Raw genomic sequence first — 15039 nt, 5'->3', positions numbered from 1 at the left:
TCACTTTTCTTAATTAGCAAATCGACTCATCAATTGTTAAAATTGCTAATAAACTAACAGCAGCTGAGCAGACAAAAAAATAAATACTGCACTGTAATTAAATTGATCAAGCAAAAAGCCTGCGAACATTTGTGATATAACACTTCCAATATGCCCGCCAGTATTAATAACAGAAATAGATATATAGAATGATTTCCACAAACAAATCCATTTCTTTGCATAACAATCGCTAAAGGTTCATCAGAGTTTCTGCCAACATACCATGAATATACCTTTATCTTACAACATTAATTGGTTTCCCCAATAAAAATTGTTCAAGATTATCGACAGCAATATTCATTAAGCGCTGACGAGATTCTTTTGGCGCCCAAGCAATATGAGGCGTAATTATACAATTTTTAGCAGTCAACAAAGGGTTGTCTGCTTGAATCGGCTCGGTCGAAACTACATCAAGTCCTGCAGCATATACTTTGCCAGAATTTAACGCGTCAGCCAAGTCATTCTCTGCAACAAGAGGTCCGCGGGAAGTATTAATAATAATAACCCCATTTTTCATTTTTGCAATTGTTTTCTGATTAATTATTCCACGTGTATCTTCAAACAATGGACAATGAAGTGAAATAACATCCGATTCGGTAAACAATTCTTCAAGGCTCACATATTTGAGCTGGTCGCTTTGAGAAAGCAGCGCCTCTTCTTTACTATAAGCCAAAATTTTCATTCCTAATGCTTTCGCAATTTCCCCCACTTGCTGGCCAATTCTCCCAAAACCAATAATACCCAGTGTTTTTCCGTAAAGTTCGATTAAAGGATACTTCCAATAGCACCAATCGGCGGAGCGTGCCCAATCGCCTTGTAATACGCTACTACTGTGAGCTCCTACATGATGACAAATTTCTAATAACAATGCAATAGCGCTTTGGGCAACTGCCCTTGTTCCGTACGTGGGAATATTAGCTACAATAATTCCCTTTTCTGTGGCAGTTTGTACATCAACGACATTATAGCCTGTTGCTAATACACATATAAATTTAATTGACGGACAGGCGATAAAAACCTCTTTATCAATCACTACTTTATTGGTAAATATAATTTCGGCATCACCAATGTGAGCGATTCTATCTTGATGCGAAGTGCGATCATACACAACAAGTTCACCAAGAGCGCTGATTCTATCCCAGCCTAAATCACCTGGATTTAACGTATAGCCATCTAAAACAACTATCTTCATTTGTCTACTCCTTTATAGAAAAATACTTGTTACGGATCTGCTGTCTTTTCAAGTGCAATAATGAGAAATCTCAATAAGGTTACCATCAGGGTCCCTTATATAGACTGATTCGATCTCCCCTTCTGCTCCGGTACGCATCACTGGTCCTTCTTCAATCAAAATACTATGTTTTCGTAGTTTATCTATTACGATTGGAAGGGATTTTTCCGTAATAAAACAAAGATCTATTGATCCGGCTGTAGGAAATTGGGCTTTCGGCTCAAATTCTTTTCCTACTTCATGAAGATTTATTTTTTGTTGCCCAAACTTTAACGCTCTTCGCCCTTCACCAAACTCAACTATTTTCATTTCCAAAACTTCCGAGTAGAAAGCAATTGTCTTATCAATATCTTTTACAGTAAGAACCAAATGATCTATTCTTGCAATAATCGTTTATTCCCCCTAACAATTTAAACATCTATATAATTTTGCTTTAGCCATACGGCTCGTCAAATTATCTGCTACTTTTTCTTCTACCGCTTACTTCAATCAATTCCGAAATTGACTTATATCCAATAATTAATCCCCATTCTAAAGGGGCGGGATAAAAGCCATTATTTCCATCAGAAATAAAAGTTTCTGGTCCTTTACGTACAACCAACAAACCATTTTTCCATTTTCTCTATTGACCATCTTAATGTAACATGCCATCAACATTTCTACCGATTAACACTCAAAGTAATTTTATATTAGATAATCATTTTATTGCGTAAAATCCTGCCTGCAAACCAGATATCCAAAAAACCTCGACAATCGAAAAGCCAGCTTTCTTCAACATAAAAATATGATCGTCTATCGAAATTGGTAAAAGCTCAACCCCAAAACGCTTAAAGTACCGTTCCACTGCTTGCGGATCTTTACCACTTCTTATTTGCGCACTTCTCCAACGTTCGAGACCTATTTCAGTTCCTTGTTTGGTAGCAGTCAATATACTCTCAAATGTAATATATACCCCATTATCTTTAAGCATCCTATAGCAGTTTTCAGTTGCCTTTTGATTTGCATGCAAATCAAAATAATGATGAGCGAGAATAGCTGTAATAACATGGAAATTCTCGTTACAATACTTAAGTTCCTCTGTCCCAGACACAATAAACTCAATATTTCTATTTTTAAAGAGTTTTTCGCGAGCAATTGCCATCATCGCTTCTGCTGGATCAGCCAATATAAACTTGGTCTCCTTAAAACAACTACTAGCATGGGATATAAATGTGCCCGTACCGCATCCAGTATCAAGCCAACTAAGAGGATTTAAATTAACTGACTTTACGAGATCAATTGCCTCATCATGAAACTTTTTATAGTAGGGAATAGTTTTTTCTATATTAGAATCATATTCTTGTGCAGACTGTGATGTTTTATTATCATGCATGGGTTCCAACTCCTATCTCTAATTTCTTTTTATAATTGGAGTAGCCTTCAACTGTAAGTACGTGGATATCAATCTGAAAAAGGTTTCTGAAGTTTGATAATATGCACCTCTAACTAAATTAAACCAATCCATTGCCAATAAGTAAAGGTAAATAAAATCAAAATAGTGGTAAAATACACACAATAAGTAGCAATTAATATCATGCCAAACATTGGCAGATCAGAATCATATCTTTTAAAAATAAAAGGTACTTTTTTATTACTTGCTATCTCTAAAGAAAATGGGTAAGATTTAACTCTTACCCACCTCTTTTAAACAAAATAAAAGCCTCCGGCAATTGCTCAAAAAATTTAACTGTTAAAAACAACCAAACGAACTACTCAAGCGCTTGAATTAGATTAGTAAAAGCCAAAATAATCCACCAATTTTTATTTTAAAATAGATTTTCTTATATAAACATAACCTTCCATAATTCTACGAGCAGTTCGATAAATGGCTGCCCGCTTTAATTTAACACCGTCTTCTTCCTTCTCAGCCTCCGCTTCTACCGGAATAATTCCTCCCGGATGACCAATCTTGATAGTAACTTTCGACTTTGCTTCTTCACGTAAAACATCCCAAACGATGCTTCCAGGAATTCTTGCAGCAGCTCCAGTGCAAACAGTACCTGTTCCAGGATATGTTTTGTGCATCCTCAACATAAAAAGTAAGCGAGAAACCATATCAACATCAGATGCCTTAACTGTCTGGCCACTGATCGTCACATAATCAGCAGGCGGACTGATGATAGCAAAAAAAGGATTATATGGACTTTGGGTAGCTGCATCTTCCGGTCTATCTACCAGGCCGAAAAGAACAGCGGCCCGTCCTCGTATTTTTTCTATAATCATCATAAGCTCTTTATTGCCCTCTATTTCCTGCGGCGATTCTGTTCCTTTCATGCCAAGACTAGAAGCATGAATAAAAACTAACGGATTTCCTGCATCAACGAGCGAAACAGTGTATTTTTCTCCATCGACATCAATAATATCCTTGGCATTGCCAGTGGGCATCAATTTACCAGTAATCCCGCCTGCAGTATCTGACCAATCCAGTGTAATCTTCGCTCCAGTACCAGGGCATCCATCAATTTTACAGTCACCATCTACCATTGCTTTGCCATTTTCCACTGGCACTTCTGCCACTAAGATATTTCCACTATTAGTCAAATGGATACGAACCGTAGTGATCGGCTCAACCGCTTGCACAAGACCTTCATCAATTGCAAATGGTCCAACTGCCGCTGATATATTGCCACAATTTCCACCATAATCGACAAACTCTGTTTCAATGCTAACTTGACCAAAGGTATAGTCAACATCCGCATCTTCCCTTGATGACGGTGAAATAATAGCTAATTTACTTGTCAAAACATCCGCACCGCCTAACCCATCAATTTGGCGAATATCGGGGCTGCCATAAATTGAACATATTACCTTATCTCTCAAAGTCGGGTCCTTCGGTAATTCATTACTCATAATAAAGATGCCTTTGCTTGTTCCACCACGCACAATAGCACAACGTAGCATTTCCATTTCCGGATGCATAAGATAACCTCCTTAATTTTTTACATTTTATGAAAATCTACCAAAAGCCAAGCAGTTTCCAATACGGAAGACCTATTACCATATAAATGATTCCACTAACGACAGTTACTACTGTTCCCACTTTCCACCAAGTAGCTTGATCAACATAACCACTACCAAATAACACAGGTCCAACGGCATTCCCATAATGAGTTAATAGACTACCAAACGCAGATGAGGCTCCCATTAAAAGCACTAAAACCATCGGCGGTACATTGGCAACTAAACCAAGTGTAAAAAGAACAGGAATGAAAGTCGAAACGTAAGCAGCAATTGATGCGAAAAAGTAACGAGCTACTAAACTGAGCACTAATAACGCTGATAATACAACATAAGTGTCGTACCCAGCGAAACTTATATTATTAGCTAGCAGCTTACCTAACCAGGTAAAAAATTGTGCTTTTGATAAACCATCAGCCAAACTGATAATACCACCATACCAAATAAATGTACTCCAAGCTCCTTTAGCATTTAACAAGCAGTCCCAGGAAATAACTCCAGCAGCAAGACAAGCACTGATAAAAGTAATAGCCACCGCCGTAGGATCAATCTTTGTAATACTTCCAGTCGCCCAACCAAGAATCGCCATAGCAAAAAGAAATGCCAATATCTTTTCCCGCTTAGAAATATGACCAATCTGAACTAAACCAGCCTGTGATATTGCCTTATTATCGATCTGTTTCAATTCAGGTGGATATATCTTATAGACAAGATAAGGAACAACAAGCAATACAATTAAGCCCGGCACAATGGTTGCTTGTGTCCATTGAATCCACGAAATGTCTAGATTTAAAATACTTCGCGCAAATGTTACCACTAACGGATTCGTCGCTAAAGCAGTAACAAAAATGGCCGCAGTCGTTAAACTAATTTGATAAAGAAGAATTGTTAAATAAGCCCCTATTCGGCGCGAAGTAGCACCTGGCTCTGAATCTAAAGTAACTGCGAGACTACGAAAAATAGGATAGACCAAACCTCCTGTGCGAGCAGTGTTAGACGGAGTTGCTGGGCTTACTACTAAATCCGTTAGTGCCGCGACATAACCTAAACCAAGAGTTGTTCGGCCCATTTTGCCGATTAATATATATGCAATTCGTTTACCTAAGCCCGTTTCGATAAATGCCTGTCCTAACATAAATGCTGAAAAAACCAGCCATGCTGTTGAACTGGCATATCCGGCTAAAACAACGCCCAAATTATTTAAAAAAATACTTGATACACTAATTACGACCAATAACACCACTGGCTCCGCTACTGGTCGTAACATAATTCCAAGTATTGCTGCAATATACATTGCAAACAGTTGCCACGCAGATGTTGATAATCCAGCCGGAGTCGGCATCAATAGTATCATGACCGGAATTAAAATATTTACCATCGCTTTTATATGCTTCTTCTCCATTTCATCTCTCCCTCGATATGCTAGTATGCGTATCCTATATTTCTCCTTTCCTTCTAAATTTGTCCAGACTTTTCAGACATATAGTTTTGTAGGCGCCCTACTTATATTTTTAGCAAAAAGTATGCCAAGCTTAAAAGCTTATATAATAAGACACCAAGATTATTTCAGTCTCATTATTGGTAATAATAAAAGACAGATACTTCAACTAATAGCTTTATTTTAAGCGACTATTTTCTTATCCCAAAATTGAGCATGAGATCTCTATTTTAAACCAAATTTTAATTTTCAGGTACCTTAATGAATATCTTTATCAAAAAGAAAAAAGTCACCTCAATGGTGACTCTTTGGACAATAAAGCTCTCTTAAAAACCATTTTCATCGTCTTAATGCCCGGCCATATTCTAAAGCCTCTAACACTAAAACAACATCTCTTTCCCTTTTTCGCGGGCTACCCATAATTCCAACAATTTTTACGGCTAACCCTCCCCGGCTCTCGCTCACTATCAAATTTTACGTTAATCTTTTAATCCTTGCTTAATTTTAGAGATTATGAGCATTATCTTTTTCTTCAGGCCGTATTTTCCTCCATAAGGTAGATCGCCCAATGCCGAGTTTTTCTGCAACAGCAAGATAATCCTGTTCATAAATGGCTAACATCATCTTGATAACCTCTTTTTCAACATGATGAATAATTTCTTTTAATCCTTGGTTTAAATTTATTTTCAGTGAAATTGTATACCCGCTGTCCGAATCAATATCAATCAATCTATTCAGTAATTCTGACCAATTATTTTGATTTGGCGAATAGCTTATAGCTAAAGCAAATCGTTCCATAACATTCGATAATTCTCGAATGTTACCTGGCCAATCATAAGAAGTTAGCACTCTCCCCAACTGCGCAACAAACGTGTCATAAGGAATATATACGGTAAGGTGCTCAAGAAATTTTTGGGCTAGCAACGACACATCTTCGAGCCGCTCTCGGAGTGGAGGAATCTTTAAATTCAGCACATTAAGCCGATAATACAAATCATCACGAAACAACCCTACTTCTACCCTTTTCTTCAGATCTTTATTAGTGGCACTGATAATTCGAATATCTACAGGAATTATCTTATCATCACCAACACGCCGAACTTCTTTTTCTTGCAGTACTCTCAGCAATCTAGCTTGTAATGGCTGCGGTATTTCTCCAATCTCATCAAGAAAAATTGTCCCTCCATGAGCCAATTCAAATAGCCCCGGTTTACCTTCCTTCTTTGCACCAGTGAATGCTCCACCTTCATATCCAAAGAGCTCACTTTCTAGTAAGTTTTCTGGAATAGCAGCACAATTGACCGCTACAAAAGGACCACTTTGCCGTTTACTTGCATTATGAATGCTTTGCGCAAATAACTCTTTCCCCGTCCCAGACTCTCCTTGGATCAAAACAGTGGAGTCAGTTGTCGCATATTGCTCCGCTTTTTGTTTTATCTCAATCATTTTTTCACTTTTTGTCAAAATATCTTCCAGGACATACCGAGCCACAAATCCCTTAGAATAAATTTTCTTTCTTATTAATTGTTCAAGATATTGTATTTTCGTAACATCTTCAAATGTTCCAACAACACCAATTTTTTTTTCATCAAGAAGAATTGGTATACGGCTTGTGGCAATAATTCCACCTTTAACTTCCTGTAACTGTGCTAATTCTGCCACTCCGCTTTCAAACACATTTTGCATTCGTGTATTAGGAATAACCCCTTGTACACATTCACCAATTACGGCATCATTCGCTATATGAAAAATCCTCTCCGCTGCAGCATTAAAAATAACAACCCTGTTTTGCTCATCGGTAACAATAATCCCTTCGGCAATTGAATCCAAAACCTTTTCTATTCTAGCCCTACGACTTCGCTCTTCTCGACGTACTCGACCAACATGTATAGCCTCTTCCAATGCACGAGATACGGTCTCTTCGCCACATTCAATTAATATGCCTTCCGATCCCATTTGCTTTGCAAAATGAACAATGACAATCCCTCCGACCATAACTTTTATGCCTCGATTGCTAGCATCTAATATTCCCTTTTTTATTTCCTGATGAGTAATAAAAGAATACTCATGAATTTTAATACCACAAATTTCTTCTATAAAACGAATACCACGTAATTTCTCTCCGTACTTAAAAAAAGCTACTTCTTTTACCTGACCTCGAATTGTATATAAAGCCCGCAATACATCAGAGAAAGTAATCGGAACACTCACAACGGGAATGTTGACAGCTTTCCTAATGTATTCGGCAGTTCCACCACGGCTCAAGATTACATCAACATCCTCTTCTAATTGGCATGCATTCATAGCTGCTTCTTCCAAGGTGGCCGAAACTGTATAGGTTTTCACCCCTACACTCTCAGCCATTCGTGTAAATGTATCGGTCATTTTACTATCATCATAAACAAGTGCCACTTTTATATCACTTGTACTGTGCGGCGCTATTTGCCATTTCATCCTTTGCCCCCCCGTATATTTCAAATCCTCTACGTATTATTTTTAAATATTCAACATATAAAGTCCGCAATTCCTTCCATCGTAAAACCCCCAGAAATGTGTCTAGAAAAAAGGCAAAACCTATCGCATATACTCATGCAAAGGTTTTGCCATCAGAATATTTCATTTGTATACTAGGATGCGTCCAAGCAATAGCAATTATAAATTTCTAGTAACCGCAAAATTAAAGACCCAATTAACTTTTCCAAGCTAGCCCTTAAATAATTCTATTTTCTTTGCTCATTTCGACCAGATATAAATATCAATGCTAACAGATGGTCTCATTGAAAAAACCGGATAAATTATTGATTTTCATATTTGCTTGCATAAGCCATATGGCTTGTGAGTATCGTTTGTATTTTTTCACGTACAACTCGAACCACATTAAGATAATTTTCCAAATTAATCTCAGTACTAATACCCATTTCGTGCAACATATTGACCATATCTTCTGTAGCTGTGTTTCCAGCCGCGCCTGGTGCAAAGGGACATCCACCAAGTCCGCCAATCGCCCCCTCAAAGGTTGTGATACCTGCCTGAAGACCTGCTAACATATTGGCAAGCCCCATGCCCCGAGTATCATGCATATGAAGCCCCATAGGAACATCTGCAAACCTTGTCTTCGTATTTTTGACTAAGTTACTCACCTGACTTGGATTCGCGACACCAATAGTATCACATAATATGATGGACTTTACGCCGCAATTAAGTGCTCCCTCAATTAAACTAAATACAAGATCCTCATCCACTTTACCGAGAAATGGGCACCCAAAAGCTGTGGCAATATCTAAACGAACTTTTAATTCAGGAATCTCTTGAACAATGTTTTTTAAGTCAGCAAGCGATTGTTGGCGCGTACGGTTAATATTCGCAAGATTATGCTTTTCACTGGCTGATATGACATAGGTAACTTCCCTAATACCACATTCATAGGCTTTTTTAGCACCGACAAGATTAGGAACAAGCGCTATCGCCCGTAAGCCATCCTGAGTATATTTAGCAACAACACTTTTTGCAACTTCTATCGCATCAGCCATTTGAGGAATCGCTTTGGGATGAACGAAAGATGTCACTTCCATTGCCTTTATCCCCGAACAGACTAACCCCTCAATAATATCCAACTTAGTCTGTGTCGATATCTGAGATTTTATGTTTTGAAAACCATCTCGTGGTCCGACTTCAATAATTTCAATATTTGTTGACAAATTCATGATTTTCCTCCCGTTAAATAACAACGCTTATCCTTCGATGATGCCTTTAATTTTTAATTCTGCAAGCTTTGCTTTATCAAAACCAAGATATTTTTTTAGCACTTCCTCAGTATGTTGTCCCAAATCTGGCGCCGCTGTCTTAATACTGCAGTCAGTTTCCGAAAATTTAATATGGCAACCAGTTAATGTGGTTTTCCCAGCTCTAGGATGATCTACTTCTACAAACATCTCTCGCGCCTTGGCAATATGAGGATCTTTGGCTATATCGGAAATATTGTTTACTGGCGCTGCCGGACAGCCTTTTTTCAACAAGTCGTTGATGATATCATCGGCCAACTTGTTTTTGGACCATTCTTCAATAATAGGTTTTAATGCAGCATGATTTTTAACACGATCTGCATTCTCTTTGAAGCGTGGATCATCCAGTAAATCATTACGTCCCATGTAATCAGTCAACATGGCAAACAACTTGTTATTACCAGCACCAATAATAAAAGTTTTATCCTTCGCTTTAAAAGTATCATACGGATAGACCGACTCATAACGATTACCGATGCGTTCAGGGTTCTTTCCTGTTGCAAAATAGATTTGCGTAATAATTTCCATGCCCGATACAACGGAATCAACAAGCGCAACGTCTACTTTTTCTCCATGACCATTTTTCAATTTATTTGCATAAGCAGCTAAAATACCAATCGTCATATTGAGACCTGCCAAAACATCAGCAATAGCTGTTCCGCTGCGAGTTGGTTCACCATTAGGCCAGCCTGTAGTACTCATAAGTCCGCCCATGCCTTGACCAATAATATCATAGCCAGGACGTTTCGAATAAGGACCATAATGGCCAAAACCAGATACAGCGCCATAAATAAGCCCAGGATGAATCTTTTTTAGTTCTTCATAACCAAGCCCTAACTTTTCCATCGTCCCTGGCCGAAAATTTTCTAAAAGAATATCAAATTCTTTTATTAATTCTCTGAAGACAACACGACCTTCTTCTTCTTTTAGATTAATAACAATTGATTTTTTATTGCGATTCAAGTTCATGAAATATGCTGATTCGCCATTAATCATCGGTGTAAAACCTCGCGAATCATCGCCTCGTTTAGGGACCTCCAGTTTGACTACTTCCGCTCCCATGTCAGCTAACATCATCCCACTGTAAGGTCCTGCCAAAACCCTCGTCAAATCCAGTACACGAACGCCTTCTAATGCTCCATGCTTTTCCACGACTATATCCTCCTAAAGTGTTTGTTTGAGAAATGGTACTAACCCGCCATTATTAATCAATTCCATAATATGACTTGGAATTTTGCTACAGCGATACGTTTCATTCTTGGTGTGATTTACGATAATGCCATTTTCAAGGTCAATTGAAATTTCGTCGTTGTCAGAAATTTGATCTGTCTCTTTGCACTCAATGACCGGAATTCCAAGATTAATTGCATTACGATAAAAAATCCGGGCAAAAAATTTTGCCACTATTGCTCCAACGCCCAGATATTTAAGGGTCAAGGGCGATGTTTCTCGACTAGATCCAGAGCCGAAATTAGCACCAGCAACTAAAATATCCCCCTGCCTCACTCTGGTTGAAAAATCCGAGTCTACCGCACTCATTGCATATTTAGCAGCTTCAGCTATACTAAGTTCCATGTACTGAGGTGGAGAAATAATATCAGTATTTATGTTGTCACCAAATTTTAGCACTCTGCCACAAACTGGTTTGCTCATCTTCGTTCCTCCTACAATAATTCCCTTGGATCTGTAATAGTACCCGTAACAGAGCTCGCGGCTACTACCAATGGTGAACCAAGATAAATATTAGACTCTTTACTCCCCATCCGCCCAAGGAAATTGCGGTTAGTAGATGAAATACAATTTTCACCGCTTGCAAGAAGCCCTGAATGAACTCCCACGCATACGCCGCAAGATGGAGCCATAATGGTAGCACCAGCTTCAATCAAAGCCTCTAAAATGCCTGCTTTATTAGCCTTCACCCAAACTTCTTGTGATGCAGGAGAAACTAAAAGCCTTGTCCCGCTTTTAATTTTTCTTCCCTGCAAAATACGTGCTGCGGCTTCAAGATCACTATATCTTCCACCGGTGCAAGAACCAATATATGCTTGATGAATCTGAGTATTTTTTACATTACTTACCTCAGTAACGTTATCTACTTCATGGGGACACGCAACAACAGGCACCAATTTTTCGGCTTGGAAAGCATAGGTAGCACAATAAGATGCATCGGAATCACTACGGAAACACGTATAATCTTCATTAATGCCATGCTCTTTTAAATATTGCCGTGCTTTTTCATCTGCTTCCATTAAACCAACTTTAGCCCCCATTTCCACTGCCATGTTAGTAATTGCCATACGCTCATCCATGTTTAAACTTCCGATCGTATCACCCACATATTCCACCGCTTTATAGGTAGCCCCGCTATGACCAATCTCACCAATCGTTTTAAGTGAAATATCTTTAGCCATAACACCCTCTGGAAGAGTTCCATTCCACTGCACTTGAATTGTCTCAGGAACTCTTAGCCAGGTTTTCCCTGTTAACAAAATCCCCAGCATTTCTGTCGATCCGATCCCACTAGCAAATGCACCTAATGCACCACCCATGCAAGTGTGAGAATCTGTTCCCAAAACAATAGTCCCAGGTATCACATGACCATTTTCCGCCATCACCTGATGGCACGGTCCAGCAAACTCATAGTAACTATTAATGCCATGGTTATTTGCCCAATCCCGGGTAAATTTCACAATTTCCGCCTGTTTAACATTAGCCGGAGGAGTATAGTGATCGGATATAATAACTACTTTATTTTTATCCCAAACCTCATCTTTGATCTCCAGCATTTTCTCCGCAATTTCAACTCGTGGTCCCAAAATATCATCCATCATGGCTTTATCAACATTAACCCAAAGAATATCCCCGGCTGAAGCAGTCTCAATATTAGCCGCTCTGGCTAGTATCTTTTCAGACATTGTCTTTCCCAAATGCCATCACCCTCTACTTATATTTATTACTAAATGAAATTCCCAAAATGATGCGCTCATTGTTATTTCAAAATTAACTTTCGTACATAAACTTGGCCATCCATAATTTTTCTAGCAGTACGATAGACCCCAATTCTCTTTAACTTAACTTGTCCATTAACAACCTCGGCTTCTGTTTCTACTGGAATAATCCCACCTGGATGACCAATATTTACTGTCGTTCTAGTCTTTGCTTCTTCTCGCAACACTTCCCAAGCCACACTTCCCGGTACACGAATGGCTGCGCCAGTAGCAACCGTACCAGTAATAGGATAAGTTTTATGCATCTTAAGCATGAATAACAATCGGGAAACAATATCCACTTCACAAGCCTTCACACAGCCTCCGCTTATAGTGGTGTAATCGGCGGGAGGACTAACAATAGCGAAAAAAGGAGCATAAGGACTTTTAAATTTCGCTTCTTCAGCTTTATCGACCATACCGCACATCACTGTAGCCTGACCACGAATCTTTTCTATCGTTTCCATCAAAAGGAGATTCGCTTCGATCTCCTGCGGTGTCTCAGTTCCTCTCATTCCAAGACTATCGGCATGAATAAATACCAGAGGATTGCCCGCATCAACAATAGATACTGTATAGTTTTTCCCATCAACACTAATCACATCTTTTGCATTACCAGTTGGCAATAACTTACCTGTAATACCTCCAGTTACATCTGACCAATCAAGTGTAATCTTTGCTCCTGTTCCTGGAACACCGTCAATGGAATAATCGCCTTCCACACAAGCCTTTCCATTTTTAACGGGTACCTCGGCCACAAGGATATTATTACTATTTGTAAGATGAATACGAACTGTAGTTACTGGCTCTACAGGTTCAACCATCCCAGCATCAATCGCGAACGGTCCTACAGCAGCTGATATGTTACCACAATTTCCACCGTAATCTACAAATTCAGTTTCAAAACTTACCTGACCAAACGTATAGTCAACATCCGCATCTGGACGGCTTGGCGGAGAAACAATGGCTAACTTACTGGTCAAAACATCAGCGCCGCCTAAGCCATCGATCTGTCTCAAATCAGGGCTACCATAAATAGCACAAATTATTTGGTCCCGTTTCACTGGATCTTGGGGCAACTCATTTTTCATAATAAAAATTCCCTTACTGGTCCCCCCTCGTACAATAGAGCATTTCAACATTTCCATTTCCGGGTGCATCAAGTTTCCTCCCACTTATTCACATGAAACAGTTATAATTTCTGTCTGCCCTATTTATTCGCAAAAAACGTGCCAACATAAAAAATTACGTAAATCAAGCATTTTCAAAGCATACCCTTCTCATTTTTAGGACAAAAAAAATTCTATTCTTTCAATTTTCTTCAGCGAATACTTTATAATTACTTCATTCTCATTTTTGAAACAAAAGATCCCGATCTTGATTAAATAAGTCAATTATTCTATTGAATCTTTTCTTTTAGATTTATTTGAACTTTACCATAAAAAAAGCTCCCCTATGGGAGACAATGAAAATCTTAGTAATTCTGTTGCCTATTAATTTAGGTGCTTATCTTTTTATGCGGATTGGCAACACTCTTCTTGACAAATTCCAGAGAAGTAACTTCCTGCATTCTCCAAGACCTTTATATCCAAAACTTCTTTATTTAGAAAAACTAAGGCCAAATTCAGAAAAGGCCAAATACAGGACCCAACTTCACATAATAACGTAAAAAGGCTTCTGAGGAAAATCTCAGAAGCCTTGATATTACTAGTATTTAATTGGTCAGAGCGGCGAGATTCGAACTCACAACCTCTTCCACCCTAAGGATGAAAGACCAATTTAGTACAAGCCTTTAAAGCAGCCGAAAACCGTGATTTTACTGGGCTTATAGGCGTATTAGAAATGATTTAAAATGCATTAAAAATCACTAAAAATCATTCAGGTTGCTGTCAAAAATGAAAGGGCTGATTCAATTGAAAAAACAAAATTAAGATTTAATTTTTTAGGGAGGACTCAAATGGAACACTATACCCGCCAGATAAAACGCCAAAGCTTTTTAAAGAGCGTTTAAAGCAAGCTATGGTCAATCTTATTGAAAATCGTAAACGTCTCAAAAAACGCGTTGATGAAGCAGCGGCTTTTAGAGAAAGGAGTCCTCAAAATTGAGGGCTCCTTTGTATTAAGAAAAATAATCCCTAGTAAAACACAAAGAACCATTGGCACACTTTAGCGCAGATACTAGGAAAATGCCCCCAGCTGCGTTTTTTAAATTACCCTTGCTGAATGAATAAATTAATTTGTCTTTCAGGATGTTCCATTAAAAATTTCTTCCAATCTTCTTCAGCCTTCTCTTTAACGCCAGGATCGCCACTGTTTAATAAAGATAATAATTCTTCTTCCCTTCGCATTACCTTATCATCCCTCTTTCGTCCTCGCAATGTTCTCACCTCCCCTAATGGAACGTTTCAATCTAAATCATTAAAATCCTGTCCTATAGTGCCAATAATTGTTGAAAAAATAACCAAACAGTAAACGCTCCGATGCCTACTCGTAAAACTTCGCCATTTTACCGCCCTCCAATCTGCAGTCTAAAAAACTGCTATTTTTAGTTTAGCTCTTCAAAAC

Annotated in this window: 12 protein-coding genes; all 12 read right to left on the bottom strand. The window is 38.5% G+C overall.

What is annotated here, in order from left to right; translation table 11 throughout:
- Positions 1–274: 274 nt before the first annotated feature.
- The 12 genes from AC0NJP_RS10035 to AC0NJP_RS09980 all read right to left on the bottom strand — a co-directional run bounded on the left by AC0NJP_RS10035 (position 275) and on the right by AC0NJP_RS09980 (position 14852).
- A complete protein-coding gene (locus AC0NJP_RS10035; protein ID WP_474040301.1) occupies positions 275–1231 on the bottom strand; it encodes a D-2-hydroxyacid dehydrogenase in 957 nt (318 codons plus the stop codon).
- Between the two features lie 48 nt (positions 1232–1279).
- The gene (locus AC0NJP_RS10030) at positions 1280–1639 is read right to left on the bottom strand and encodes a VOC family protein (protein ID WP_474040302.1); all 360 of its coding nucleotides are present in this window, start codon (positions 1637–1639) and stop codon (positions 1280–1282) included.
- Between the two features lie 328 nt (positions 1640–1967).
- A complete protein-coding gene (locus AC0NJP_RS10025; protein ID WP_474699711.1) occupies positions 1968–2642 on the bottom strand; it encodes a class I SAM-dependent methyltransferase in 675 nt (224 codons plus the stop codon).
- A gap of 428 nt (positions 2643–3070) precedes the next feature.
- Positions 3071–4228, bottom strand: coding sequence for a PrpF domain-containing protein (locus AC0NJP_RS10020; protein ID WP_474699710.1), 1158 nt, complete (start codon positions 4226–4228; stop codon positions 3071–3073).
- A gap of 37 nt (positions 4229–4265) precedes the next feature.
- The gene (locus AC0NJP_RS10015) at positions 4266–5669 is read right to left on the bottom strand and encodes a DASS family sodium-coupled anion symporter (RefSeq protein WP_474040305.1); all 1404 of its coding nucleotides are present in this window, start codon (positions 5667–5669) and stop codon (positions 4266–4268) included.
- A gap of 540 nt (positions 5670–6209) precedes the next feature.
- A complete protein-coding gene (locus tag AC0NJP_RS10010) occupies positions 6210–8159 on the bottom strand; it encodes a sigma 54-interacting transcriptional regulator (protein ID WP_474699709.1) in 1950 nt (649 codons plus the stop codon).
- Between the two features lie 341 nt (positions 8160–8500).
- Positions 8501–9409: a hydroxymethylglutaryl-CoA lyase gene (locus AC0NJP_RS10005; RefSeq protein WP_474040307.1), complete on the bottom strand. Its 909-nt coding sequence runs from the start codon at positions 9407–9409 to the stop codon at positions 8501–8503.
- A gap of 27 nt (positions 9410–9436) precedes the next feature.
- Positions 9437–10639 carry a CaiB/BaiF CoA transferase family protein gene (locus AC0NJP_RS10000; protein ID WP_474040308.1) on the bottom strand — a complete coding sequence of 401 codons (1203 nt, stop codon included), beginning with the start codon at positions 10637–10639 and terminating at the stop codon, positions 9437–9439.
- Positions 10640–10651: 12 nt separating this feature from the next.
- Positions 10652–11140, bottom strand: coding sequence for a LeuD/DmdB family oxidoreductase small subunit (locus AC0NJP_RS09995; protein ID WP_474040309.1), 489 nt, complete (start codon positions 11138–11140; stop codon positions 10652–10654).
- An 11-nt stretch (positions 11141–11151) separates the two neighbouring features.
- A complete protein-coding gene (locus AC0NJP_RS09990) occupies positions 11152–12414 on the bottom strand; it encodes a 3-isopropylmalate dehydratase large subunit (RefSeq protein ID WP_474699708.1) in 1263 nt (420 codons plus the stop codon).
- A gap of 62 nt (positions 12415–12476) precedes the next feature.
- Complete coding sequence (locus AC0NJP_RS09985) at positions 12477–13634, bottom strand: PrpF domain-containing protein (protein WP_474040311.1); 1158 nt, start codon at positions 13632–13634, stop codon at positions 12477–12479.
- A 1050-nt stretch (positions 13635–14684) separates the two neighbouring features.
- Entirely contained in the window at positions 14685–14852 is a 168-nt protein-coding gene (locus tag AC0NJP_RS09980) for a hypothetical protein (RefSeq protein WP_474040312.1), read from the bottom strand.
- Positions 14853–15039 lie beyond the last annotated feature (187 nt).

The sequence above is a fragment of the Pelorhabdus sp. sgz311002 genome (assembly GCF_056134285.1).
This window is presented reverse-complemented; position numbering and strand designations above follow the sequence as displayed.

Excerpts from the sequence above, each read along its gene's own strand:
- AC0NJP_RS10015 (WP_474040305.1), bottom strand. The coding sequence starts at position 5,669 with ATGGAGAAGAAGCATATAAAAGCGATGGTAAATATTTTAATTCCGGTC.
- AC0NJP_RS09995 (WP_474040309.1), bottom strand. The coding sequence starts at position 11,140 with ATGAGCAAACCAGTTTGTGGCAGAGTGCTAAAATTTGGTGACAACATA.
- AC0NJP_RS09985 (WP_474040311.1), bottom strand. The coding sequence starts at position 13,634 with ATGCACCCGGAAATGGAAATGTTGAAATGCTCTATTGTACGAGGGGGG.
- AC0NJP_RS10025 (WP_474699711.1), bottom strand. The coding sequence starts at position 2,642 with ATGCATGATAATAAAACATCACAGTCTGCACAAGAATATGATTCTAAT.
- AC0NJP_RS10005 (WP_474040307.1), bottom strand. The coding sequence starts at position 9,409 with ATGAATTTGTCAACAAATATTGAAATTATTGAAGTCGGACCACGAGAT.
- AC0NJP_RS10020 (WP_474699710.1), bottom strand. The coding sequence starts at position 4,228 with ATGCATCCGGAAATGGAAATGCTACGTTGTGCTATTGTGCGTGGTGGA.
- AC0NJP_RS10010 (WP_474699709.1), bottom strand. The coding sequence starts at position 8,159 with ATGAAATGGCAAATAGCGCCGCACAGTACAAGTGATATAAAAGTGGCA.
- AC0NJP_RS10035 (WP_474040301.1), bottom strand. The coding sequence starts at position 1,231 with ATGAAGATAGTTGTTTTAGATGGCTATACGTTAAATCCAGGTGATTTA.